At 67.5% G+C, this 22,613-nt stretch carries 22 protein-coding genes; 11 read left to right on the top strand and 11 right to left on the bottom strand.

All coding sequences use genetic code 11. From position 1 onward, the window contains the following. Position 1: 1 nt before the first annotated feature. A complete protein-coding gene (locus tag ASD87_RS01255) occupies positions 2–712 on the bottom strand; it encodes an aspartate/glutamate racemase family protein (protein ID WP_056316088.1) in 711 nt (236 codons plus the stop codon). Between the two features lie 212 nt (positions 713–924). Between ASD87_RS01255 and ASD87_RS01260 the strand changes: the two genes are divergently transcribed. Both ASD87_RS01260 and ASD87_RS01265 read left to right on the top strand, forming a co-directional pair. Continuing rightward, positions 925–3,210 (top strand): nitric-oxide reductase large subunit, encoded by a 2,286-nt coding sequence (locus tag ASD87_RS01260; protein WP_056316091.1) that lies wholly within the window; start codon positions 925–927, stop codon positions 3,208–3,210. Positions 3,211–3,321: 111 nt separating this feature from the next. Further along, positions 3,322–4,167 carry an SUMF1/EgtB/PvdO family nonheme iron enzyme gene (locus tag ASD87_RS01265; protein WP_056316094.1) on the top strand — a complete coding sequence of 282 codons (846 nt, stop codon included), beginning with the start codon at positions 3,322–3,324 and terminating at the stop codon, positions 4,165–4,167. Here ASD87_RS01265 and ASD87_RS01270 read toward each other — a convergent pair. Then, positions 4,164–4,922, bottom strand: a complete 759-nt coding sequence (locus tag ASD87_RS01270) for a Crp/Fnr family transcriptional regulator (RefSeq protein WP_056316097.1) — start codon at positions 4,920–4,922, stop codon at positions 4,164–4,166. The two genes, ASD87_RS01265 and ASD87_RS01270, sit on opposite strands and share 4 nt — an antisense overlap. Before the next feature lie 191 nt (positions 4,923–5,113). Here ASD87_RS01270 and nirK point away from each other — a divergent pair, with 191 nt between their 5' ends. Continuing rightward, positions 5,114–6,196: a copper-containing nitrite reductase gene (gene nirK / locus ASD87_RS01275; protein WP_056316100.1), complete on the top strand. Its 1,083-nt coding sequence runs from the start codon at positions 5,114–5,116 to the stop codon at positions 6,194–6,196. Positions 6,197–6,267: 71 nt separating this feature from the next. After that, complete coding sequence (locus ASD87_RS01280) at positions 6,268–6,594, top strand: cytochrome c5 family protein (protein WP_056316103.1); 327 nt, start codon at positions 6,268–6,270, stop codon at positions 6,592–6,594. 75 nt (positions 6,595–6,669) lie between these two features. On the opposite strand, the gene ASD87_RS01285 is transcribed toward ASD87_RS01280, so the two are convergent. Continuing rightward, positions 6,670–7,293 (bottom strand): LysE family translocator, encoded by a 624-nt coding sequence (locus ASD87_RS01285; protein ID WP_056316104.1) that lies wholly within the window; start codon positions 7,291–7,293, stop codon positions 6,670–6,672. A gap of 182 nt (positions 7,294–7,475) precedes the next feature. Here ASD87_RS01285 and gorA point away from each other — a divergent pair, with 182 nt between their 5' ends. Continuing rightward, the gene (gorA, locus tag ASD87_RS01290) at positions 7,476–8,834 is read left to right on the top strand and encodes a glutathione-disulfide reductase (RefSeq protein ID WP_056316106.1); all 1,359 of its coding nucleotides are present in this window, start codon (positions 7,476–7,478) and stop codon (positions 8,832–8,834) included. Between the two features lie 19 nt (positions 8,835–8,853). Here the strand turns inward: gorA and ASD87_RS01295 are convergent, their stop codons facing one another. Next, positions 8,854–9,696, bottom strand: a complete 843-nt coding sequence (locus ASD87_RS01295; protein WP_056316109.1) for a DUF72 domain-containing protein — start codon at positions 9,694–9,696, stop codon at positions 8,854–8,856. Between the two features lie 152 nt (positions 9,697–9,848). On the opposite strand from ASD87_RS01295, the gene ASD87_RS01300 reads away from it, so the two are divergent. After that, a complete protein-coding gene (locus ASD87_RS01300) occupies positions 9,849–10,481 on the top strand; it encodes a LysE family translocator (RefSeq protein ID WP_056316112.1) in 633 nt (210 codons plus the stop codon). After that, complete coding sequence (locus ASD87_RS01305) at positions 10,481–10,777, top strand: hypothetical protein (protein ID WP_056316115.1); 297 nt, start codon at positions 10,481–10,483, stop codon at positions 10,775–10,777. The genes ASD87_RS01300 and ASD87_RS01305 overlap by 1 nt, the downstream gene beginning before the upstream one ends. Here ASD87_RS01305 and ASD87_RS01310 read toward each other — a convergent pair. Further along, positions 10,774–12,279, bottom strand: coding sequence for a PLP-dependent aminotransferase family protein (locus ASD87_RS01310; RefSeq protein WP_056316116.1), 1,506 nt, complete (start codon positions 12,277–12,279; stop codon positions 10,774–10,776). The two genes, ASD87_RS01305 and ASD87_RS01310, sit on opposite strands and share 4 nt — an antisense overlap. 127 nt (positions 12,280–12,406) lie before the next feature. On the opposite strand from ASD87_RS01310, the gene ASD87_RS01315 reads away from it, so the two are divergent. Both ASD87_RS01315 and ASD87_RS01320 read left to right on the top strand, forming a co-directional pair. After that, positions 12,407–13,195 carry a GNAT family N-acetyltransferase gene (locus ASD87_RS01315; protein ID WP_082586169.1) on the top strand — a complete coding sequence of 263 codons (789 nt, stop codon included), beginning with the start codon at positions 12,407–12,409 and terminating at the stop codon, positions 13,193–13,195. Continuing rightward, a complete protein-coding gene (locus tag ASD87_RS01320) occupies positions 13,186–14,070 on the top strand; it encodes a DMT family transporter (protein ID WP_056316119.1) in 885 nt (294 codons plus the stop codon). The genes ASD87_RS01315 and ASD87_RS01320 overlap by 10 nt, the downstream gene beginning before the upstream one ends. Here the strand turns inward: ASD87_RS01320 and ASD87_RS01325 are convergent. The 5 genes from ASD87_RS01325 to ASD87_RS01345 form a co-directional block, all read right to left on the bottom strand. After that, positions 14,055–15,425 carry a carotenoid oxygenase family protein gene (locus ASD87_RS01325; protein WP_056316121.1) on the bottom strand — a complete coding sequence of 457 codons (1,371 nt, stop codon included), beginning with the start codon at positions 15,423–15,425 and terminating at the stop codon, positions 14,055–14,057. The genes ASD87_RS01320 and ASD87_RS01325 overlap by 16 nt on opposite strands. A gap of 136 nt (positions 15,426–15,561) precedes the next feature. After that, complete coding sequence (locus ASD87_RS01330; RefSeq protein ID WP_056318617.1) at positions 15,562–16,467, bottom strand: DMT family transporter; 906 nt, start codon at positions 16,465–16,467, stop codon at positions 15,562–15,564. Between the two features lie 56 nt (positions 16,468–16,523). After that, complete coding sequence (locus tag ASD87_RS01335; RefSeq protein ID WP_056316122.1) at positions 16,524–16,859, bottom strand: co-chaperone YbbN; 336 nt, start codon at positions 16,857–16,859, stop codon at positions 16,524–16,526. 12 nt (positions 16,860–16,871) lie between these two features. Then, positions 16,872–18,149 carry a Zn-dependent hydrolase gene (locus ASD87_RS01340; RefSeq protein WP_056316125.1) on the bottom strand — a complete coding sequence of 426 codons (1,278 nt, stop codon included), beginning with the start codon at positions 18,147–18,149 and terminating at the stop codon, positions 16,872–16,874. A gap of 75 nt (positions 18,150–18,224) precedes the next feature. Then, positions 18,225–19,019, bottom strand: a complete 795-nt coding sequence (locus ASD87_RS01345; RefSeq protein WP_056316129.1) for an enoyl-CoA hydratase/isomerase family protein — start codon at positions 19,017–19,019, stop codon at positions 18,225–18,227. Positions 19,020–19,157: 138 nt separating this feature from the next. On the opposite strand from ASD87_RS01345, the gene ASD87_RS01350 reads away from it, so the two are divergent. Next, positions 19,158–20,069 (top strand): SDR family oxidoreductase, encoded by a 912-nt coding sequence (locus ASD87_RS01350; RefSeq protein ID WP_056316132.1) that lies wholly within the window; start codon positions 19,158–19,160, stop codon positions 20,067–20,069. On the opposite strand, the gene ASD87_RS01355 is transcribed toward ASD87_RS01350, so the two are convergent. After that, a complete protein-coding gene (locus tag ASD87_RS01355; RefSeq protein ID WP_056316137.1) occupies positions 20,033–20,758 on the bottom strand; it encodes a TetR/AcrR family transcriptional regulator in 726 nt (241 codons plus the stop codon). The two genes, ASD87_RS01350 and ASD87_RS01355, sit on opposite strands and share 37 nt — an antisense overlap. Before the next feature lie 151 nt (positions 20,759–20,909). On the opposite strand from ASD87_RS01355, the gene ASD87_RS01360 reads away from it, so the two are divergent. Next, positions 20,910–22,556 carry an acyl-CoA synthetase gene (locus ASD87_RS01360; protein WP_056316139.1) on the top strand — a complete coding sequence of 549 codons (1,647 nt, stop codon included), beginning with the start codon at positions 20,910–20,912 and terminating at the stop codon, positions 22,554–22,556. Positions 22,557–22,613 lie beyond the last annotated feature (57 nt).

Consider the following 22,613-nt stretch of genomic DNA (forward strand, 5'->3'; position numbering starts at 1 on the left):
GTCAGGGGGCCGCGCCGCCCAGCGCACGGTCCAGCGCGGCGCGTGCCAGCAAACGGGTCGAATCCAGCGTCGGCAGGGCGCAGTTGCCGTCGTTCAGCACCAGCGGCAGTTCGGTGCAGCCCAGCACGACCGCGTCGCATCCGTCGTCCTTCATTCGTTGGACGATGCCTTGCAGCCGGGCTACTGAGGCCGGCTCGAAGACGCCATAGACCAGCTCGTCCATGATGATGCGGCCCAGCAGCCGGCGGTCGTCCTGCCTCGGCCGCGCATACTCCAGGCCGCGGGCACTGAAGGCTGCGGGGTAGACGTCGCTGTCCACCAGCCAGTGGGTGCCCAGGATGCCCACGCGCCGGTAGCCGCGCGCCGCCGCGACGGTGGCCACTTTCTGGGCGATGTGCAGCCACGGGCGCGGCGAGTCCGCCATGACGCCGCCGAGCGCCTGATGGATGGTGTTGTCCGGGCAGATCAGAAAGTCGGCGCCCGCGCGCGCCAGCTTGTTGGCCGACGAAAGCATCAGGGCGGCCACGCCGTCCAGGTCGCGGGCATCCAGGCAGGCGACATAGTCCGCCAGCGAATGCGTGTGCAGCGAGATCTCGGGATGCGCATGCGGGCCCATGCGCTGCGCGCCTTCGGCGCACAGGGTGCGGTAGCAAAGCGCGGCGCCTTCGGCGGAGCAGGCGACGATGCCAATGTGCAGCGGCGTGGCGTTCATCCAGGCGATTCCTTCTGTAAGGGTCCAATGGACCAGATGGCGGGCGGATCAGGGTCAAATTCACCATGCAGGGGTTGTTTATACCCGCAATCGCGATAGTAAAAAACACCACAAAGAATCCAACCTGTTGATTCTGCGTGGTTTTTTTCTGGCACGGATTTCGCATGAGGACACGTACCCAACCAACCGCAACACAGGAGGGCGTTCCCATCATGGGTCCGTATCGGAAATTATGGTTCACGTTGATCGCCGTGGTGGCGATCACATTTGCACTGCTCGGGTTTTACGGCGGCGAGGTCTACCGCCAGGCGCCGCCGATTCCCGGTCATGTGGTGACGTCCGACGGCCGTGCGCTGTTCGGGCGCGAAGACATCCTGGATGGGCAGACCGCCTGGCAGTCCGTGGGCGGCATGCAGCTCGGTTCGATCTGGGGCCACGGCGCCTACCAGGCGCCCGACTGGACGGCCGACTGGCTGCACCGCGAGCTGATGGCCTGGCTGGACCTGGCCGCGCGCGACGAGCACGGCCAGGCCTACGCCGACCTGTCCAAACCGCAGCAGGCCGCGCTGCGCGAAACGCTCAAGGCCGAGTACCGCGCCAATCGCAGCGACGCCGCGACCGACACGCTGACCATCACGCCGCGCCGCGCCAAGGCCATCGAGCAGACGGCGGCCTATTACGACCAGTTGTTCTCCGATGCGCCGGCCCTGCAAGGCAGCCGCGAGAGCTTCGCCATGAAGGAAAACACGCTGCCGGACGCCACGCGCCGCCAGCAGCTGACGCACTTTTTCTTCTGGACGGCCTGGGCCGCGGCAACCGAACGCGAAGGCAAGCCAGTCACGTACACGAACAACTGGCCGCATGAACCGCTGATCGGCAACCAGCCCAGCGCTGAAAACGTCATGTGGTCCATCATCAGCGTCGTCGTGCTGCTGGCAGGCATCGGATTCCTGGTCTGGGCGTGGGCGTTCCTGCGCGGCCAGGAAGAAGACGAACCGCAACCGCCCGCCCGCGATCCGCTGACCACCTTCGCCCTGACGCCCTCGCAGCGCGCGCTGGGCAAGTACCTGTTCCTGGTCGTGGCGCTGTTCGGATTCCAGGTGCTGCTGGGCGGGTTCACCGCGCACTACACCGTTGAAGGACAGAAGTTCTATGGCATCGACGTCTCTCAGTGGTTCCCGTATTCGCTGGTGCGCACCTGGCACATCCAGAGCGCCCTGTTCTGGATCGCAACGGGGTTCCTGGCCGCCGGCCTGTTCCTGGCGCCGCTGATCAACGGCGGTCGCGATCCCAAGTACCAGAAGGTGGGCGTGGACATCCTGTTCTGGGCGCTGGTGCTGGTCGTGGTCGGCTCGTTTACCGGCAACTACCTGGCCATTGCACAGATCATGCCGCCCGAGCTGAACTTCTGGCTGGGCCATCAAGGCTATGAATACGTCGACCTGGGCCGCCTGTGGCAGATCGGCAAGTTTGCGGGCATCTGCTTCTGGCTGGTGCTGATGCTGCGCGGCATCGTGCCCGCGCTGCGCACGCCGGGCGGCGACAAGAACCTGCTGGCGCTCTTGACGGCATCGGTCGGCGCCATTGGCCTCTTCTACGGCGCAGGCTTCTTCTACGGCGAACGCACGCACCTGACCGTCATGGAGTACTGGCGCTGGTGGATCGTCCACCTGTGGGTCGAAGGCTTCTTCGAAGTGTTCGCCACCACCGCGCTCGCGTTCATCTTCTCCACGCTGGGTCTCGTGTCGCGCCGCATGGCAACGACAGCCAGCCTGGCTTCGGCCTCGCTGTTCATGCTGGGTGGCATTCCCGGCACGTTCCACCACCTGTATTTCGCGGGCACCACCACGCCTGTGATGGCGGTGGGCGCCAGCTTCTCGGCGCTGGAAGTGGTGCCGCTGATCGTGCTGGGCTATGAAGCCTGGGAAAACTGGCGCCTGAAGACCCGCGCCGCCTGGATGGACAACCTGAAGTGGCCGCTGATGTGCTTCGTGGCCGTGGCCTTCTGGAACATGCTGGGCGCCGGCGTCTTCGGCTTCATGATCAACCCGCCCATCTCGCTGTACTACATCCAGGGTCTGAACACCACGCCGGTGCACGCGCACGCCGCGCTGTTCGGGGTGTACGGCTTCCTGGCGCTTGGCTTCACGCTGCTGGTCCTGCGCTACATCCGTCCGCAGTACGCGTTGAATCCGGGCCTGATGAAGCTGGCGTTCTGGGGCATGAACATCGGTCTGGCCCTGATGATCTTCACCAGCCTGTTGCCCGTGGGCCTGATCCAGTTCCATGCCAGCGTCAGCGAAGGCATGTGGTACGCCCGCAGCGAAGCCTTCATGCAGCAGGACCTGCTCAAGACCCTGCGCTGGGGCCGCACGTTCGGCGACGTCGTGTTCCTGCTGGGCGCGCTGGCCATGGTCATGCAAGTGATCCTGGGCCTTCTCAGCAGCAAGCCCGCACTGGTCGAACCGCGCCTGACGCCCAAGGCGGCACGCGGCTGACCTGCGTACCTTCGCGACTTTGCGCCAGCGCAACGTTGCGAAGGGGACCTCCCGGTCCAATGGAAGCAAAGCCTGCGCCGGCCTGGCGCAGGCGCTTCGGAGAAACTCCGCATGCGCTTCCTGCCCATTGCCGCAACCGTTGCCGGCGCCATGACATTGTTGTTGATCGCTTGCGGGCCCGCAGACCGGGCCCGCTTTGCGTTGCCTGACCTTACGCGGCTACCGCCCGGAGAGGTCACGCATCAGCCCCCCGGCGAGGCGCTGCGCAACGGCTATCCCGTCACCCCCGCACCGGTCACCACCCGCCACCCGCGCGGCGTCGCCATCATGACGCGGCAGGTCAGCCAGGCCGAATACGCGGCGTGCGTGGCCGCCGGCGCCTGCAAACCGCTGGACGCGGCGCACCGCAAGGACGCATCTGCCGATCTGCCCGCCACCGGCATCAGCTGGTCCGACGCGACGGCCTACGCCGCGTGGCTATCGGGCTCGACCGGCCAGCGCTATCGCTTGCCGCGCTACGCCGAATGGATCTACGCGGCCGGCGAGGCCTATCGCGAAGAATCGCCGCCTGCCGCCTTGCAAGACAACGGCCAGGCGCCCAACGACCCCGCGCAGCGCTGGCTGGCGGAATACGAACAGGAAATCCGCCGCAGCAAGCAGGGTGCCGACATCGACGTGCGGCCGTTTGGCCAGTATGGCGCCAACGCGGCCGGCCTGAAGGACATGGCGGGCAGCGTGTGGGACTGGACGTCCGATTGCCACTCGCGCCGCGTGCTGGACGCGGCGCCGGACGCTGCCGAAGACGCGGACCTGAGCCGCAACTGCGGCATACGCGTCGCGGCCGGACGGCATATTGCGTACCTGCCTGATTTCATCCGCGATCCCAAGAACGGCGCGTGTTCGGTCGGCGTGCCGCCCGCGAACCTGGGGATGCGGCTGGTATTGGAAGAGGGCTAGTGGCCTGTTGCCGGTGACCCGTTGCGGCAAGACAGGCACGATGCGCAGTCCATGGCCGGCTGCGCGTTCTGCGACAGGCTGGCCAGGGCGGCGGGCGAGCGAAGCACGATGCGCTTGCGGCCGCTGCTGACGATGCCGCGCTGCTTCCAGTCGCTGAGCAGCCGGCTGACGGTGTGCAGCGTGGTGCCGGTCATTTCGGCGACGTCCTGCCGCGTGATCGGAAAGCTGATGCCGATGCCGTCGTGCATGGGCTGCCCCGATTGCTGCACCAGCCGCAGGATGGCGCGCGCCACGCGCTGTTCGACTTCGTCGGTGGACAGTTCCTGGATGCGCAGGTGCGCATCCTGCAGCCGTTGTCCCATGGTCTGCAGCGCAATCGCGCCCAATTGCGGATGGCTGCCCATGAAGCCTTCCCAGGCCGACGCCGGCCACGCCAGGCACACGCTTTCCTGTACGGCCAATACGCTGGCGGGGTAACAGGACTGCCGCATCGCGCAAGCCAGGCCAAACATATCGCCCGGATTGACATATCTCACGACAACTTGGTCGCCTTCCGATGTAATTTGGGTGACCTTGAGGCAGCCGTGCAGCAACACGAAGAAATGGGCGCCTTCGGCGCCTTGCCGGTAAGCGGCTTCGCCGGCTTCAAGGCGGCAGGGAACGGCGTCGTTAAGCGCGGTGTCTAGCTGCGCATCGGACAAGGGCCTGAACAGATCCAGGTTGCGCAGCAGGGCATGGCATAAAGGCGATGGCATGGCGGTCCGCGTGTGGACGTGGAGGGATTTTCCACGGATCGATGGTGACACCTGAGGGGCACCATGACAACTTGCGGGCGGCCGCAGGGTTATCCCGAATTTGCGCTACAGCAAAGAACGCGATCGCTCGCGGTTCTTCAATGGAGGTGCCGACAGACTCGGCTTTGAAGAAACCGAAAGAGGAGTAGCACATGAACGCGTTGCGCCCCACCTTGCTTGCCGCCGCCCTGATGTTCACGATGGCGGGTGGCCTGGCTTCCGCCCAGAACGCAGACACGCTGCCGCGCGCCAAGGTCACGCTGGTCGCCCCGCCGTTGGTTCACCCGCATGAGCAGGTGGCCAAGTCGGGACCCAAGGTTGTCGAATTCACCATGACCATCGAAGAAAAGAAGATGGTCATCGACAGCAAGGGCACCACGCTGCAGGCCATGACATTCAACGGATCCATGCCCGGCCCCACGATGGTCGTGCACGAGGGCGATTACGTGGAATTGACCCTGGTCAATCCCAAGTCCAATGCGATGCCGCACAACGTCGATTTCCACGCCGCCACGGGCGCCTTGGGCGGCGCCAAGCTCACCAACGTGAACCCCGGCGAACAAGCCACCATGCGTTTCAAGGCCGACCGCGCCGGCACCTTCGTCTATCACTGCGCGCCCGAAGGCATGGTGCCGTGGCATGTGGTGTCCGGCATGAGCGGCACGATCATGGTGCTGCCGCGCGAAGGCCTGAAGGACCCGCAAGGCAAGCCGCTCAAGTACGACCGCGTCTACACCATCGGCGAGTTCGACCTGTACATCCCCAAAGACGCCAACGGCAAGTACAAAGACTACGCGACCCTCGCTGAAAGTTATGGCGACACCGTGGAAGTCATGCGCAAGCTGACCCCGTCGCACATCGTCTTCAACGGCAAGGTTGGCGCCCTGACCGGCGACAACGCGCTTACCGCCAAAGTCGGCGAGACCGTGCTGCTGATCCATTCGCAAGCCAATCGCGACACGCGGCCCCACCTCATCGGCGGCCACGGCGACTGGGTCTGGGAAACCGGCAAGTTCAACAATCCGCCCGAAAAGGACCTGGAAACCTGGTTCATCCGCGGCGGTTCGGCGGGCGCGGCGCTGTACACGTTCAAGCAGCCGGGCGTGTATGCCTACCTGAACCACAACCTGATCGAAGCCTTCGAGCTGGGCGCGGCCGGGCACATCAAGGTCGAGGGCAAGTGGAACGACGACCTGATGAAGCAGATCAAGGCGCCGGGCCCCATCCCGCAGTAATGCCCAGACGGCAGGGCGCGCGCCGCGCGGCCTGCCGGTTTGCTATCAACCCCACGCCTGGAATTGCTGCCATGCCTCTTATTGCTCGAATCGCCTTTGCCCTTGCGCTGACGGGACTGCCCGTGCAGCATGCCGCGGCCGACACGCTTGCCGCCGTCAATCCCGCCGGAGAAAAGCTCTATAAATCCGCCTGTGTGGTGTGTCATGCCAGCGGCGTGGCCAATGCCCCCAAGCTGGGCGACAAACAAGCCTGGACGCCGTTTCTGGCGCAAGGCACCGATGCGCTGATGGTCACCGTGCTGAAAGGCAAGGGCGCCATGCCGCCGCGCGGCGGCTCGGCGGCAGACGACGCCACGCTGCGCGCCGCCGTGGAATACATGATGGCGGCAGCGAAGTAGCGCTCAACGGCTGGSGGCGCGCGCCGCTACAAGCGGCTGGCCGCCCGCCCTGCTACACGCGGCTGGCCCGCCTCGCTACACGCGGCGGGCCAGCAAGGCCCACACGCCGGCGGCCGACATCAGCGCGCCGCCGCCCAGGTTGAAGCCGCGCTGCGCGCGTGGCGACACCAGCATCCGCCGGGCCGAGCCCGCAAAGATGGCGTAGACCGCGGCATTGATGCCCGCGCAGGCCACAAAGGTGGCCGACAGCATCCACAACTGCCGCGTCACATCGCCCGCCGGATCGATGAACTGCGGCAGGAAGGCCACGAAGAAGATCATGCCCTTGGGGTTCAGCGCGGTCACCAGATACGTGTTGGCAAAGAGCTTCCAGCGTGAACCCACCGGCTTGGCGGCGGGAAGCGTGGCCGGCGACACGCCGGCGCGCAGCAGCCGGTAACCCAGATACAGCAGATACAGGCCGCCGACGGTCTTGACCACCGTGAACCAGAAGGCGGACGCGGCCAGCAGCGCGCCCAGGCCCAGCAGCGACAGCACCAGGGCGGTCGAATCGCCCAGCGCCACGGCCAGCACCAGCGGCAGGCGGGCGCGCTTGCCGTGGGTAAGCGAATAGCTGATCACGGTCAGGATGGTGGGGCCGGGCAGCATGACAAGCAGGGCCGAGGCGCCCAGGAAGGCCAGCCAGGTTTCGAGAGACATGGAAGGAACTCCGCAAGAGGGACCGGCGCGTGGGGCCGGCTGCGGCCAATGTATCCCAACCGGGGCGGCCTGAGAATCAGGGCTGCCGGCATCCGAGACCCGGCAGTCCGCGACGCGGTGGTGTTAAATACAGCTTTCCCGGACAGTGAACGCCGGCCGCCTGGCCGCGCGAAGGAAACCCCATGGCATTTGACTTTGACCTGTTTGTGATTGGCGCGGGCTCGGGCGGCGTGCGCGCAGCCCGTTTTTCGGCCAGCTTCGGCGCGCGCGTGGCCGTGGCCGAAAGCCGCTACCTGGGCGGCACGTGTGTCAACGTGGGTTGCGTGCCCAAGAAGCTGCTGGTCTACGGCGCACACTACAGCGAAGACTTCGAACAGGCGCATGGCTTTGGCTGGACCGCGGATGCGCCAAAGTTCGACTGGCCCACGCTGATCGCCAACAAGAACCGCGAGATCGAACGCCTGAACGGCATCTACCGCAATCTGCTGGTCAACAGCGGCGTGACGCTGCTCGAAGGCCACGCGCGCATCGTCGATCCGAACACGGTCGACATCAACGGCAAGACCTACAGCGCCGCGCACATCCTGGTCGCGACCGGTGGATGGCCGCAGGTGCCCGACATTCCGGGCAAGGAACACGCCATTACGTCCAACGAGGCCTTCTTCCTGAAAGACCTGCCGCGCCGCGTGCTGGTCGTGGGCGGCGGCTACATTGCCGTGGAGTTCGCGTCCATCTTCAATGGCATGGGGGCGCAGACCATCCAGTCCTATCGCGGTCCGCTGTTCCTGCGCGGCTTTGACCTGGGCGTGCGCGAGCACCTGCGCGACGAACTGGTCAAGAAGGGCATCGACCTGCGCATGAACACCGAGGTCGCCCGCATCGACAAGCGCGCGGACGGCTCGCTGGCCGCCACCTGCAAGGACGGCTCCGTCATCGAGACCGATTGCGTGTTCTACGCCACGGGCCGCCGTCCGATGCTGGACAACCTGGGGCTGGAGAACACCGGCGTGAAGCTGCGCGAGGACGGCTTCATTGACGTGGATGACGAATACCGCACCGCGGAACCTTCCATCCTGGCCATCGGCGACGTGATCGGCCGCGTGCCGCTTACCCCGGTGGCGCTGGCCGAAGGCATGGCCGTGGCGCGCCGGCTGTTCCGCCCGCAGGAGTATCGCAAGGTCGACTACAAGCTGATCCCCACCGCCGTGTTCAGCCTGCCGAACATCGGCACCGTGGGCCTGACCACCGAAGAGGCGCGCGACGCCGGGTACGAGCTGCGGCTTTTCGAAAGCCGCTTCCGGCCCATGAAGCTGACGCTGACCGAGTCGCAGGAACGCACGCTGATGAAGGTGATCGTCGACGCGCAGACCGATCGCGTGCTGGGCGTGCACATGGTGGGCCCGGAGGCCGGCGAGATCGTGCAGGGGCTTGCCGTGGCGCTGAAGGCGGGCGCAACCAAGGCCGTCTTCGACGACACCATCGGCATCCATCCCACGGCGGCTGAAGAGTTCGTCACGATGCGCACGCCCGTCGCGCAGTAAGACGCGCGAACGCCTGACGCTACAGGCGTTCGATCATGACGCGCGCCGCCGCCGGCGCGCGTTCCTTTGCCCCATTGATGAAGTACGCAAAGACGTCCTGAACCTTGGCAGCCTTGGCAGACTCGGCAGGTTTGGCCGGCGCGCCGATGCGTGGCAGGTCGTCCGGATGGGCGCCGCGCGACCAGGCCTGCAGGCGCTCTGCCCAGGCGTCCAGCGCCTTGGGCGCATACCCGGCCTTGTACCGCGTGCTGGCGCGCATCAGCCGCGCGTAGACAAAGTCGCCCGTCCGGTCGGCAATGGCGGGAAACTCGTCGCTGTCGGTGTAGACGGTCGCTGCGCGATGGCGGCGCGCCAGGTCCAGATATTCCTCGCAGGCAAAGCTGGCATGACGCACGTCCAGCGCATGCCGCAAGGGCAGTCCGTCCACCTTGTCCGGCAGCAATTCCAGGAAGGCCCCGAAGTCCTTTGGATCGAACTGCTTGGTCGGGGCAAACTGCCACACGATGGGGCCGAGCTTCGCGCCCAGTTCGGCGATGCCGCTTTTAATGAAGCGATCGATCGAGTCCCCCGCGCCCGACAGCTCGCGCCGGTTGGTGCAATAGCGCGACGCCTTGAGCGAAAACACAAAATCCTCGGGTGTCTCGTCGCGCCACTTGGCAAACGTGGCGGGCTTTTGCGTGCCGTAGTAGGTGCCGTTGATCTCGATGGCCGTGACCTGCCGGCTGGCGTATTCCAGTTCGCGCGCGTGCGGCAGGTCGTCGGGATAGAAGACGCCGCCGCGCCACGGCTCAAAGGTCCAGCCGCCGATGCCAACGCGGATCGCGGCGGCCCGGCCTGCCGGGGACGGATGACGTTTCGGCATGGACTGCGCTCCACAAAAGGGGTCGAGCGGTCCACTGTATCGCCGGCGCGACTAGCCGCCAACCCCATCGGAAAATTCCGCTGTTCCGGTACAGTTTTCGGCTAAGGTGTGCATTCACGATCCGACTTTTGTCCGGCGCACGCCGGCTTCCCATGCCCGACCTGACACATCTGCTGACTTTCGCCCTGGTAGCGCTGGGCATGGTGCTCACGCCCGGCCCCAACATGATCTACCTGGTGTCCCGCTCCATCTCGCAAGGGCCGCAGGCCGGCCTGATTTCCCTGGGGGGCGTGGCGGTCGGGTTCATCTTCTACGTCGCCTGTGCGGCGTTCGGCATCACCGCCTTGCTGATGGCCGTGCCCTACGCCTACGACGCGCTGCGCATCGGCGGGGCGCTCTACCTGCTCTACATGGCGTGGCAGGCGATCCGCCCGGGCGGCCGGTCACCGTTTCAGGTGCATGACCTGCCCAAAAGCAGCCCGCGGCAATTGTTCACGATGGGCCTCCTGACCAATCTGCTCAATCCCAAGATCGCGGTCATGTACGTGTCGCTGCTGCCGCAATTCATCCAGCCCGATCACGGCAGCGTCTTCACCCAATCGCTGGCTCTGGGCATGACGCAGGTCGTGATCAGCCTGTCCGTGAACGCGCTGATCGCGATCATGGCGGGTTCCATTGCCGGTTTCCTGGCGGGCCGCCCGCTGTGGATGGTGGTGCAGCGTTGGCTGATGGGCACGGTGCTGGCCGGCCTGGCGGTGCGGATGCTTGCGGATACGCGACGCTGATGCCGGCCCAGGACGGATTTTTCGCGACGCTGGGCGGCATGCTCGGCGAGGGCCTGCGCGCCATCGTTGCAGGAATCAAATGGCTCTTGGGCGGCCTGGGCGGCGCGCTGGCGGACTTCTACGCCGGCCTGGCCGGCGCGATGGGCATGAGCCCGTCGATCTTCAATCTGGTGCTGCTGGCGCTGGGCCTCATGTTCCTGTGGGGCGCGGTCAAGGCGCTGCTGCGGCGCTCGATTCTGGGGTTCCTTTTCTGGCTGTTCATGACGCTGCTGGTGCTGGGCGGGCTGGTGGACTAGCGGGCCCGCGGCACCGCCTTTGCCACCGCTTGGGCCACCTCCCGCAACCGCCGCACCATCGCCGGAAAGCGTTCCGCGCCGGTGTTGCCATAGCCGATCACCAGACCATTGTCCTCGGGGCGCGGCGTAAGCGCGAACGAAGACAGCGCGCCGGGATTCATGCCCAGCTTGCGTGCTTCGGCCACGATGGCCGTATCCGCATATTCGGACGGCAGCCGCACGGTCAGATGCAATCCGCAGTGTCCGCCCAGCACCTCGTGTTCGATCCCCAGATGCTGCGCCAGCGCTTCGCGCAGCGCCGACTGGCGTTCGCGGTACAGCCGCCGCATGCGGCCCAGGTGGCGCGAGAACTGGCCGTTTTCGATGAAGGCCGCCATGGTGAGCTGCTCCAGCCGGTGGCCGCCGCGCTGCATCTCGATGATGGACGGCATGGCCTCGCGCGCGATGGCCTCGGGCAGCACCAGAAAGCCCAGGCGCAGGGCAGGGAACATGGTTTTGCTGAATGTGCCCACGTACAGCACCGGGGCGTCCGGCAGCAGGCCCTGCATGGCGGCGATCGGTTCGCCCTGATGGCGGAATTCGCTGTCGTAGTCGTCTTCGATGATCCACGCGTGCGCGCGCCGCGCGCGTTCCAGCAGGTCGAGCCGGCGCGTCAGCGACAGCACCGCGCCGGTGGGGTACTGGTGCGAAGGCGTCGTCTGGATCAGGCGGGGCGGCTGGCGCGCCCAGGCACTTTCCGGGATGACGATGCCGTCGGCATCCACGCGCATGGCCACGACATTCAGATCGCCCGCATGAAAGGCGGCCTTGGCGCCGCGATACCCCGGGTCTTCCAGCCAGGCCGTGTCGCCGGGATTGGTCAGCAGTTGCACGCATAGCGCCAGCCCGCCCTGCGCGCCTTCCGTGATGACGATGCGCGAAGCGTCGCAATGCACGCCGCGCGATACGCGCAGGTATTGGGCGATGGCCTCGCGCAGCGCGGGCTCGCCGGCCGGATCGCCATAGCCCAGCGCGGCGGCCGGGGCGGCCTGCAGCGCGCGGTCCTGCGCGCGGCGCCAGGCATTCAGCGGGAATTGGGTCAGCGCGGGCGTGCCGGGCGTCATCGGCAGCGTGGCGTCCGCGACATGGCGTGTGGAGACGATGCGGGCCAGGCGCCGGGCGGTTGCCGGGGCCTGCGCGGGGCTGGGCACGGCCTGGCGGGCGGCGCTGCGGGCTGCAGCTGACAGCGGCGCCACGCGTGTGCCCTGGCGATCGGCGATCACGTAGCCCTCGGCCGTCAGTTGCTCGTAGGCGATCAGCACCGTGTTGCGCGAGATGGCCAGGTCCTCGGACAGTGCGCGGGACGACGGCAGCTTGCCGCCTGCCGGAAGCTGGCCCGCCAGAATGGCCTGCTTGAGCCGCTGGATGAGCTGGCGTTGGCGCGGCAGCGAACCCGGGCCGCGCGCAAGCGGACTGGACAGGAGTGAAGCATTGGCGGCGTCGCGCAAGGCAGAGTCGGTCATGGCCCTATTAAATTCCCGGTTCGTGGCGCTTTTTATGATGCCACGGTTCCGATATCGTGAGGCCCTGGGTGTTGCGCCCGCCACCGTCGGCGGCGCGCCCTGAACCGATCGCCGAGGCACCGCCCGCATGCAACCGCGCACCAACGATTTCCAGCAACCCATCGGCCCGGCGCTGCCCGGCTGGACGACGCGTCCGCGTCCGCCGCTCACGCCCGCCGTCGGCCGCTATTGCCGCCTGGAGCCGCTGTCGGCCGAGCGCCACGCGGCAGACCTGTACCAGGCCTTCAGCCAGGCGCCCGACGACAGCGACTGGACCTACATGGGCGTCGGCCCCTTCGCGGACGAGGCCGCTTACCGGACGTTCGCCGAAGCCGCGCAGTCCAGCCCGGACCCCATGCATCACGCCATCATCGACCTGGCCACGGGCCGCGCCGTCGGCACGCTGGCGCTGATGCGCATCGACGCGCCCAACGGCGTCATCGAGGTCGGCTTCGTGTCCTATTCGCGCCAGCTCAAACGCACCCGCATTGCCACCGAAGCGCAGTTCCTGCTGATGCGCCGCGCCTTCGACGAGCTGGGCTACCGCCGCTATGAATGGAAGTGCGACAGCCTGAACGCGCCGTCGCGCGCCGCCGCGCTGCGCCTGGGCTTCACCTTTGAAGGCATCTTCCGGCAGGCCACCGTCTACAAGGGCCGTAGCCGCGACACGGCGTGGTTCTCGATCATCGACAGCGAATGGCCCGCGCGGCGCGCGGCCTACGAGCGCTGGCTCAGCCCGGACAATTTCGACGCCGAGGGCAAGCAACGCCAGGGCCTGGCGGCGTTGATCGCGGCCGAAGCGGCCGCCGGCGCGGGCAACGATGTGGCCAGCAATCGGCGGGGCAACGGCGCAGGAGACCCGGCCGCGTGCGCCTGATTCCGGTGGCACTGGCCCTTTTCTGGGGGCTGAACTGGCCGGCGGTGAAGATCATTCTGTCCATCTTCCCGCCGTTCACCTTGCGCGTGCTCGGCCTGGGCAGCGGCGCGCTGCTGCTATTGCTGCTGGCGGGCGCCAAACGCTTGCCGCTGTTGCCGCCGCGCAGCGCGTGGCCCGGGATCGTGGTGGGCGGCGTCCTGGCCGTGGCCGTCTTCAACCTGGCCGTGGCGTGGGCGCAGCTCAGCACCAGTACGTCGCGCGCGGCGGTGCTGACGTTCACGATGCCGATGATGTCGGCGCTGCTGGCGTGGCTGGTGCTGGGGGAACGTCTGGATCGCCGCCGGGGGCTGGCGCTGCTGCTGGGCGCTTGCGGGGTGGCGGTGCTGGCCTGGCCGGTGCTGCAAGCGGTGTTCGCCGGCAACGACGTGGCCGCCGCCAAGGGGCTGGTGTTTCCGCTGGTGGCAGCGTTCGGGTGGGCGGCCGGCACCGTGTATCTCAAGCGCTGGCCCGTCGCGGGAGACCGCATCGTCATCACCGCGTGGCAGCTCGTCGTCGGCGCCAGTTGCGCATTGGCCGGCGCGCTGATCGCCGGCGAGTCCTTCCCCACGCGCGGCTGGACCGCCAGCGTCGCGGGCGCGCTCTCGTTTCACATCATCCTGGGCACCGCGGTCGCGTACTGGCTGTGGTTCGTGCTGAGCGAACGCGTCAGCGCCACCGTCGCCGCGCTGACCACGCTGATGGTGCCGGTCGTGGGCGTGCTGGGTGCGATGGCGCTGGTGGGCGACCGGCCGGCCCCGGCGGACTGGTGGGGTTTTGCCTTCGTCATGGCCGGGGCGGGGCTGATCGTCCTGAACCTGGGTCAGCGGCGCGCCTGACCGGCGCCCTCGGGCGGCGACGGCATCCACGTGCCGTGCAGCCCGGCGGGCACGCGGCGGGGCAGGCGAACCTGCGCAACAGGACCCGCGGCCAGGTCGCGGGCGTCCAGCACGATGAACCGGCCCCCGGTGTCGTTTTCCGCATGCACGAAGCTCAGGATGTAGCCGTCCGCTTCGCCCGCGCCGGACGGGTCGGCCGCGAACACCGGTTCGCAGGCGGTCTGCCCGGCGGGCAGCCGGAACACGGACTTTTCACCCGTCTGCAGGTCGTAGCGGGCAAAGGCTTCGAAGGCGCCGGGCTGCGGCGTTTCACCCGGACGCGGGTCGCGCAGGCCGGCATAGCAGAAGCGGGCGCGCCGCCCGAGCCACGCATCGTTGACCCGGCCGAACTCACAGGGCTGATCGTCCAGCATCTGATCGTCCACGCGTCCGCTGTCCAGATCGATGCGCAGCCGGTGCATTTCGAGCCGCTTGCGCGAGCTGGGTCCGTAGCCGTCGTGCCAGGGCAGCACGGCCTCGATCACGTTGCCGCCCACCCAGGCATTGGCGACGTGCCAGTTGAAGAAGGGGGCGGCTTCGATCCACCGGATCTGCGCCGCGTCGTTGCAGTCGCGCGGCACGAGCAGCACGTGCGTGCCGCGTTGCGGCTCCCAGGCCGGCGCCGCGGGTCCGCGGCTGAAGTCGAACACCAGCGGGCACACAAACGCGACTACGTGGGTGGCGGTCAGGCCAATGTCGTGGACCAGCGCCGGCCAGGGCGACGCGAAGGACACCTGGCGGTCCACCTGGCCGGCGGCGTCCAGCCGCATGTATTGCAGCGTGCCGGCCACGAGGTCGTAGTTGATCGCCAGCATTTCCCCGGTCAGCGGATCGACCTTGGGATGCGCCGAGAACGCGCCCGTGAGTTTGCCCTGGAACGTATTGGGACTCAGCGTGCCCAGCGCGTCGTTCACTTCGTACGGGCAGCCGCCTTCGTACAGCGCGTGGATGCGTCCGGCGTGACGCAGCACATTGGTGTTGGCCAGGTTGGCTTGCGGGGGCGGGCCGAACGTCGGGTTGTACAGGCGGCGTCCGGCGTCCCGTTCTTCCTGAAGCTCGGCGGTCAGCACCCAGCGGTTGCGGTAACGCGCGCGGCCGCCGTCCAGGTAGAGCGCGTGGATCATGCCCGTGCCGTCGTAGGGATAGGCGTAGCCCGGTCCCGGTTCGAATTGCGGGTTGGGGCCGTTGCGCATGAAGACGCCGGACAGGCCGGCGGGCAGGTCGCCTTCAATGGACAGGTTCGCGTCGTCGCGTTCGTCAAAGACCGGTGCGAACGCACGGGTCAGGGCGGGGTTGTCGCTGTGCCAGGGTTGCATGGGGACTCCAGGCCGTGGCCGCGCGCCGGGAGGGGGGCGGCAAGCGTCCGGGGCGGCAAACGTCCGTTATATCCGCCCGGACCGCAGGGTGAAAGCCGAGTTAACCATGATGGCCGGTTCAACCATGAGGCCTGAGTCAACCACGAGACGCGCCGCCGCGCCGCCTGCGCAGCCGTTCCCGCACCATTTCCGCGCCGCTGACCAGCGTGATCCCGGCCAGCACCATCACCGCGCCGATCACGAATCCCGCATCCAGCGGCTCATCCAGGATCAGCACGCCAAAGCTCACGCCAAAGAGCGGCGTCATGAAGGACAGGATGGACAGGCGCGAGGCAAGATACCGGCGCAGCAGCCAGAACCAGACCAGGTAGCTGGACAGCGCCACCACCACCGACTGAAAGGCGACGCTCAGCACGGCGGCCTGGGTAAAGCGGATGCCGTGATGGCCGGTGGCCACGGCGAAGGCCAGCAGCCCTACCGCGGCCACGGCCATCTGATAGAACAGCGTCTTGGCGGGGGCGGCCTCGGACAGCGCCGTCTTGCGGATCGCGACCGTGGTGGCGCCCCACAGCAACCCGGCCGCCAGTCCCATCGCATCGCCCAGCAGCATGTTGCGGGCGCCCTCGTGGACGGCGGGTTCGCCGCCCTTGACCAGGAACGCGACCGCGATGCCGCAGAAGGCCAGCGCCACGCCTGCCCATTGCAGCGGTTTGAGGCGTTCTTCGGGCAGCAGCCAATGCAGGCCGAGCGCCGCAAAGATGGGCGCGGTGTACAGGAATACCGCCATGTGCGAGGCCGTGGTGTAGACCAGACCCTGCGCGACGAACAGGAATTCGCCCGCGAACAGCAACCCCACGGTCAGTCCGGGCAGGATGGTGCCGTCGGTGAACGCGCGCCCGCGCTCTGAACGCCACACCACCACCGCCAGTACCAGGGCCGCGAACGTCGAGCGCAGCCCGATCTGCATGATGGGGGCGATGTCATCGGCCACCAGCTTGATGGCAATCTGCTGAAAGCCCCAGCACACGCACAGCGCCAGCATGGCGCTGGTGGCCAGCGTGTCCAGGGGAAGGCGTTGCGGCCTTGCGGCGGCGACGCTCACGGCAGTTCGGCGGGGTAGCTGTCCAGCGCCAGCCCGATCTGCTGGCGCAGGTCCCATTCGGCCAGCGTGGATTGCACCGGTCCGTAGAAGGCGCCGTCGCGGGCGACGAACATGGCCGGCAGGTGAAAAACCTCGTAGCGCTCGACCAGGCCACGGTTGTCGCCGGCGTCGATCCAGCAGATGCGCTCGACCGGCAGTTCAACGGCCGGAAGCTGCTCGCGCGCCAAGCGGCAGGTGCCGCAGGTGCGGCTGTGAAAGACGATGAGCGACAGGCCGGGCGCGTCCAGCAGATAGCGATCGGCGGTGCTGTCGTTGAGGGTTATCTGTTCCATGGTGTAGGGCTCTCAAGCGCCGCGCAGCACGCGATCGAGTTCCAGCACCGACTGATACAGCACGCGGGTGCCGTCCAGCAGTTGCGCCGGTTCGATCCATTCTTCGGGGCAGTGGCTGCGGCCGTTCAGGCAGGGGATGAAGATCATGCCGATGGGGCCGGTGGGCGCCATGTAGACGGCGTCGTGGCCGGCGCCGCTGGGCAGGCGCATCGACGCGTAGCCCAACTGGTCGGCGGCAGCCTTGACGGCGTCCATCACCAGGGGCGAACAGTCCGTGGGCTGCGCGCGGCTGAGCTGCGTGAAACCGGCGGTCAGGCGCAGCGCCTTCAGGTCGTCCGCCACGCCGGCCATCAGGGTTTCCGGAAAGGCATCGAGCACGGCGTTGCTGTCGCTGCGCATTTCCAGCGTCATCTCGACCCGGCCGGGCACCGCATTGGCCGCATTGGGCGTCATGGCCAGCCGGCCCACCGTGGCGACGACGTAATGCGGATTGCCACTGGCGGCGCTGGCCTGGCGGTGGGCGGCGTCGATGATTCGGGCCGCGCCCACCAGCGCGTCGCGCCGGATATCCATGGGCGTGGTGCCCGCGTGATCGGGTTGGCCCTCGACCACGATCTGCACGCGGCGGATGCCGACGATGTTGGTGACCACGCCGATCGGCAGGTTGCGGCTCTCGAGCACGGGGCCCTGTTCGATGTGCAGTTCGACGAAGGCGGCGGTCTCGCCCGCGCGGCGCAGCGGCGCATTCAGCGCCGCCGGATCGCCGCCGATGCGGGCGATGCCCTGCGCCAGCGTCTCGCCCTGCGGATTGCGCGCGGCCAGCATGTCGGCGCTGAGCTGGCCGCACAGCGCGCGGCTGCCCACGCAGGAAATGCCGTAGTCGCTGGGTTCTTCCGACAGGAAGTCGATGACCTCGAAGGGATGGTCGAGGGCGATGCCGTGTTCCTGCATCGTGTGCGCGACCTCGATGCCGGCCAGCACGCCGATGATGCCGTCGAAGCGGCCGCCGCTCATGACGGTGTCGCAGTGCGAGCCGGTGGCGATCGGCTTGCGCGCGGCGTCGCGCCCGGCGCGCGTGCCGACCAGGTTGCCGCCCGCGTCCAGGCGCGTGGCCAGCCCCGCGGCTTCGAACTCGCTGCGCAGCCAGGCGCGCGCGTCATCGAACAGCGGCGAAAAGGCGCGGCGCGTCCAGGGCACGTCGGGCAGGGTGAATTTGGACAGGGTGTCGACGCGCGCCCAGAGGCGTTCGGCGTTCAGGGGAGGAAAGGCGGGCGGTGTGGCTTGCGGCATGAGACTTCCAGAAGATCGCCCTGGATTATGGCATCAATGCCATGGCGTCCATGCCGCCGCGCGCCGGGCCGCCGCCTACGTCGTTCTGCGCCAGGATGGTTCGCGCTTTTCCAGGAAGGCGGTCACGCCTTCGCGCGCTTCCCCGGTGCTGCGGATGGCCGCGATGCGTTCGACCGAGTCGGCAATCAGGGCCCCATCCAGCGGCTGGCCCGCGAAGTCCCGCACCAGCCGCTTGCTGGCCTGCACGGCGCCCGGGCCATTGGCGCACAAGGTGCGGCACAGCGCTTCGGCAGCCGCGAGCGCTAGCGCTGCAGGGACCACCTCGTGCACCAGCCCCAGCCGCAACGCGGTGGCGGCGTCAAAACGTTCGGCGGTCAGGAAATACCGGTTGGCTGCGCGTTCGCCCAGGGCGCGGATCACGTAGGGGCTGATGGTGGCGGGCAGCAGGCCCAGCCGGGTTTCGGACAGGCAGAAGTGCGCGCTGTCCGCCGCCACCGCGATGTCGCAGGCGGCCACCAGCCCCATGCCGCCCGCGTAGGCGTCGCCGTTGACGCAGGCAACGATGGGCTTGGGGCAGGTCCAGACCGCGTGCAGCATGTCCGCCAGCCGCGTGGCGTCCTGGCGGTTGTCCGCGTCGGTCAGCGTGCCCATTTTGCGCATCCAGTTCAGGTCGCCGCCGGCGCAGAACGCCTTGCCCGCACCCGTCAACAGCAGGACCCGGACCTGGGCGTCGTCCACGGCCGTCTTGACCGCCGCCGTCAGCGCGGCGATCAGCGTCTCGTCGAACGCGTTGCGCATGTCCGGCCGGTTCAGCGTCAGGCGGGCGATTGGGCCGTCGAGGGCCAGGTCCAGCGGTGCATTCGGCGTCATGCGCGGTCTCCGGTGTTATTGATGATGGCTCAATCGGCGTGGCCATTTGCCTGGCTGATTCTATGGGCAAAAGCGCGATTTCGCGATACTTCGTTTGGACATATTGAGTTATCCTCAATAAAAAATTCGGAGACAGACATGAGCCAGCATCAGGACGGCGCGTCCGCCGGTCAGCGTTACGCATCGGTATTCCGGCCGGGGTTGTTCGACGGCAAGACCGTCATGGTGACCGGCGGCGGCAGCGGCCTGGGCCGATGCACCGCGCATGAGCTGGCGGCGCTGGGCGCCGGTCTGGCGCTGGTGGGGCGCAACCCCGACAAGCTGCGCGCCGTGGCCGAGGAAATCGCCGGCATCTACCCCGAAGCCGCCAGCCGCATCAGCCAGCATGCGTGCGACATCCGCGACGAGGCCGGCGTTCGAGGCGCCGTGGCCGATGCGCTGGCCGCGCACGGCGGGCTGGACGGAGTATTCAATTGCGCGGGCGGGCAGTTTCCCGCGCCGCTGGACCGGATCAGCCTGAACGGCTGGAATGCCGTGGTGCAGAACAACCTGCACGGGACGTTTCTGGTGTCGCGCGAGGTCTATACCCAGCACATGCGCCAGCACGGCGGCGCCATCGTCAACATGCTGGCCGACATCTGGGGCGGCATGCCGGGGATGGGGCATTCCGGCGCGGCGCGCGCAGGCGTGTGGAATCTGACCGAAACCGCCGCCTGCGAGTGGGCGCATGCCGGCGTGCGCGTGAACGCGGTGGCGCCGGGCTGGATCGCTTCCAGCGGCATGGATAGCTACGACGAACATTACCGCGGCGTGCTGCGCGAACTGAAGACCAAGGTCCCGCTACAGCGCTTCGGCACCGAGGCCGAGCTTGCCGCGGCGGTCGTTTTCCTGTTGTCGCCCGCGGCGGCGTTCATCAATGGCAGCGTCATCCGCGTCGATGGGGGCGTGCCCAACGCGCGCCATTCCTGGAACCTGCAGCCGGCCGAGCGCGGCCAGGCCTACAACGGCTTTCCTCAGTACGTGCCGCCGTCGCTGTTTTCCGAAGATTGAAGGCGATGCAGGGCATTCTGGACTTCGCCCCGGAACTGCGCCAGCGCCAGCGCATCCTGGCGCGGCGGCTGCAAGGCCTGCCACAAAAAGCCCACCAGGTGGTCGGCGGTGGCCGCCACATCCACGCCCGTGCCGCGCAGCATCGCGTCCCACAGCACGTGTTCCATCGGCCCGTAGACCGCCGAGCGCAGCAGCCGCAGCGGCATGTCCTGGCGGATGTCGCCATCGGCCTGGCCTTGGGCCAGGATGCGCATCAGGGGCGCGGTGTAGCGGCGTTGCAGGCCGGCGTAGATCTCGCCAAAGTCGTCGTTGCGCGCGCGCCCTTCGGACAGGATGAACGCGCACAGGCCGGGACCCTCGGCCAGCAGATGGCGCAGGTGCGTATGGACCAGGTAATGCAGTTGGGCCCGCGTGCCGTGGATATGCGGAAGATGGTCTTCCACCCGCGCGATGATTTCGTCGTACCAGTCGCTGATCACCCGCACGCAGAGTTCGCGCTTGCCGCCGAAGTAGGTAAAGACGGTGGCTTCCGAAACCCCCAGGCGCTGCGCGATCTCGGTAGTGGTGGCCGCCTGGAAGCCCGCTTCGGAGAACACCTGGCGCGCGACCCGCAGGATGTCGCGGATGCGTTGCTCGGATTTGGCGCTGGCCGGCGGGCGGCGCATCGGGACGGCTGGGCTATTTTCCATGCAGGCAAAAGGCGAAAAAGGGGCGGGCGGCCTGCCTGGCCGTCCGCGCGAGCGCCTATTATTGAGCGAGGGTCAACGCCGTGGCAAGACGGGATGCAACCCGCCGCCGCGGCCCCTTCATGGCAACAACCATAATCATCAAGAGACAACCATGCTGCATCGAGCAGATTCCTACGCGCAAGTCCTGTCCACGTTCCAGTGGCAGGTGCCCGCGGCCTACAACATCGGCGTCGACGTGTGCGACAAGTGGGCGGACGGCAGCGGCCGGCTGGCGCTGATCTATGAAAAGAGCGATGGGGCGCAGACGCGCTACACGTTCGACCAGATCAAGGCGCAGTCGAACCAGCTGGCCAACAGCCTGGCGCGCTACGGCATCCGCCGTGGGGATCGCGTGGCCATCTACCTGCCGCAGGTGCCCGAAACCGCCATCGCCCATGTCGCTGCCTACAAGATGGGCGCGGTGGCGGTGCCGCTTTTCACGCTGTTTGGCGTGGACGCCATCCAGTACCGGTTGGCCAACAGCGGGGCGTCGGCGCTCATTACGGATGCCGAAGGCTGCCGCAAGCTGCTCGAGATCCGCGACACCCTGCCGGATCTGAAAGTGATCTATTGCATCGACGGCGAGGCCGGGGGTATGGAAGACCCGGCGGCCGCGGTCAATGCGCTGCCGTTTCAGCAAAGCCTGGCGCTGGAGGCTGACGCGTTCGACCCCGTGGCGACGGCGGCCGACGATCCGGCCGTCATCATCTACACCTCGGGCACCACCGGCAAGCCCAAGGGCGCGCTGCATGCGCACCGCGTGCTGTTGGGCCATCTGCCCGGCGTCGAGATGTCGCACGAATTCTTTCCGGAAAACGCCGTCCTGATGTGGACGCCGGCCGACTGGGCATGGATCGGCGGGCTGCTGGATGTGCTGTTGCCGTCGTGGCACCACGGCGTGCCGGTGCTGGCGCGGCGGTTCGAGAAATTCGACGGCGCCTCGGCGCTGGAGCTCATGGCGCGCCACGGCGTCACGCACACTTTCCTGCCGCCCACCGCGCTCAAGATGATGCGCGGCTGCGAGTGGCCCGAGGACGCCGGGCCGCGCGCGCTGCGCTCGGTGGCCAGTGGCGGCGAATCGCTGGGCGCGGAACTCATCGACTGGGGCCGCCGCGTGCTGGGCGTGACCATCAACGAGTTCTACGGCCAGACCGAATGCAACATGATCGTGTCCTCGTGCTCGTCGCTGTTCGACCCTTGCCTGGGCTCCATCGGCCGCGCCGCGCCCGGTCACCGGGTCGCTATTGTGGATGACGCCGGGGCCGAGTTGGCCGATGGACAGGAAGGCAACATCGGCGTAATGCGCCCGGATCCGGTCATGTTCCTGGGGTACTGGAACAACCCGGTGGCAACGGCGGAAAAATTTGCCGGCGATTACCTTCTGACCGGCGATATCGGCGTGCGTGACGCGCAAGGTTTCATCCGCTTTGTGGGCCGCAACGATGACGTCATCACCAGCGCCGGCTACCGGATTGGTCCGGGCCCCATCGAAGACTGCCTGCTCGGGCATCCCGCCGTGCGCATGGCGGCGGTGGTGGGCATGCCGGATGCCGAGCGCACGGAAATCGTGGTGGCGTATGTGGTGCTGAAAGAGGGGATCGAAGGCGACGAGGCGCTGGTCAAGGCGCTGCAGGCGCATGTCCGCACCCGGCTGGCCGCCCATGAATATCCGCGCGCGATCCGGTTTGTAACCAGTTTGCCGACGACCGCGACGGGCAAGATTATCCGCCGGGAGTTGCGCGCCGGTTACCCGGCCTGAGCCGTCTCACCCAGTGACAATCTCCTCCATGTGGATGGGTTGACGGGTTGCCCGGCG

The sequence above is a fragment of the Achromobacter sp. Root170 genome (genome assembly GCF_001428165.1).
Lineage (GTDB): Bacteria > Pseudomonadota > Gammaproteobacteria > Burkholderiales > Burkholderiaceae_B > Achromobacter > Achromobacter mucicolens.

What these genes read in the sequence shown, in the direction of transcription:
- ASD87_RS01255 (WP_056316088.1), bottom strand. Translation starts at nt 712, where the DNA reads ATGAACGCCACGCCGCTGCACATTGGCATCGTCGCCTGCTCCGCCGAA.
- ASD87_RS01260 (WP_056316091.1), top strand. Translation starts at nt 925, where the DNA reads ATGGGTCCGTATCGGAAATTATGGTTCACGTTGATCGCCGTGGTGGCG.
- ASD87_RS01265 (WP_056316094.1), top strand. Translation starts at nt 3,322, where the DNA reads ATGCGCTTCCTGCCCATTGCCGCAACCGTTGCCGGCGCCATGACATTG.
- ASD87_RS01270 (WP_056316097.1), bottom strand. Translation starts at nt 4,922, where the DNA reads ATGCCATCGCCTTTATGCCATGCCCTGCTGCGCAACCTGGATCTGTTC.
- nirK (WP_056316100.1), top strand. Translation starts at nt 5,114, where the DNA reads ATGAACGCGTTGCGCCCCACCTTGCTTGCCGCCGCCCTGATGTTCACG.
- ASD87_RS01280 (WP_056316103.1), top strand. Translation starts at nt 6,268, where the DNA reads ATGCCTCTTATTGCTCGAATCGCCTTTGCCCTTGCGCTGACGGGACTG.
- ASD87_RS01285 (WP_056316104.1), bottom strand. Translation starts at nt 7,293, where the DNA reads ATGTCTCTCGAAACCTGGCTGGCCTTCCTGGGCGCCTCGGCCCTGCTT.
- gorA (WP_056316106.1), top strand. Translation starts at nt 7,476, where the DNA reads ATGGCATTTGACTTTGACCTGTTTGTGATTGGCGCGGGCTCGGGCGGC.
- ASD87_RS01295 (WP_056316109.1), bottom strand. Translation starts at nt 9,696, where the DNA reads ATGCCGAAACGTCATCCGTCCCCGGCAGGCCGGGCCGCCGCGATCCGC.
- ASD87_RS01300 (WP_056316112.1), top strand. Translation starts at nt 9,849, where the DNA reads ATGCCCGACCTGACACATCTGCTGACTTTCGCCCTGGTAGCGCTGGGC.
- ASD87_RS01305 (WP_056316115.1), top strand. Translation starts at nt 10,481, where the DNA reads ATGCCGGCCCAGGACGGATTTTTCGCGACGCTGGGCGGCATGCTCGGC.
- ASD87_RS01310 (WP_056316116.1), bottom strand. Translation starts at nt 12,279, where the DNA reads ATGACCGACTCTGCCTTGCGCGACGCCGCCAATGCTTCACTCCTGTCC.
- ASD87_RS01315 (WP_082586169.1), top strand. Translation starts at nt 12,407, where the DNA reads ATGCAACCGCGCACCAACGATTTCCAGCAACCCATCGGCCCGGCGCTG.
- ASD87_RS01325 (WP_056316121.1), bottom strand. Translation starts at nt 15,425, where the DNA reads ATGCAACCCTGGCACAGCGACAACCCCGCCCTGACCCGTGCGTTCGCA.
- ASD87_RS01330 (WP_056318617.1), bottom strand. Translation starts at nt 16,467, where the DNA reads ATGCTGGCGCTGTGCGTGTGCTGGGGCTTTCAGCAGATTGCCATCAAG.
- ASD87_RS01335 (WP_056316122.1), bottom strand. Translation starts at nt 16,859, where the DNA reads ATGGAACAGATAACCCTCAACGACAGCACCGCCGATCGCTATCTGCTG.
- ASD87_RS01340 (WP_056316125.1), bottom strand. Translation starts at nt 18,149, where the DNA reads ATGCCGCAAGCCACACCGCCCGCCTTTCCTCCCCTGAACGCCGAACGC.
- ASD87_RS01345 (WP_056316129.1), bottom strand. Translation starts at nt 19,019, where the DNA reads ATGACGCCGAATGCACCGCTGGACCTGGCCCTCGACGGCCCAATCGCC.
- ASD87_RS01350 (WP_056316132.1), top strand. Translation starts at nt 19,158, where the DNA reads ATGAGCCAGCATCAGGACGGCGCGTCCGCCGGTCAGCGTTACGCATCG.
- ASD87_RS01355 (WP_056316137.1), bottom strand. Translation starts at nt 20,758, where the DNA reads ATGGAAAATAGCCCAGCCGTCCCGATGCGCCGCCCGCCGGCCAGCGCC.
- ASD87_RS01360 (WP_056316139.1), top strand. Translation starts at nt 20,910, where the DNA reads ATGCTGCATCGAGCAGATTCCTACGCGCAAGTCCTGTCCACGTTCCAG.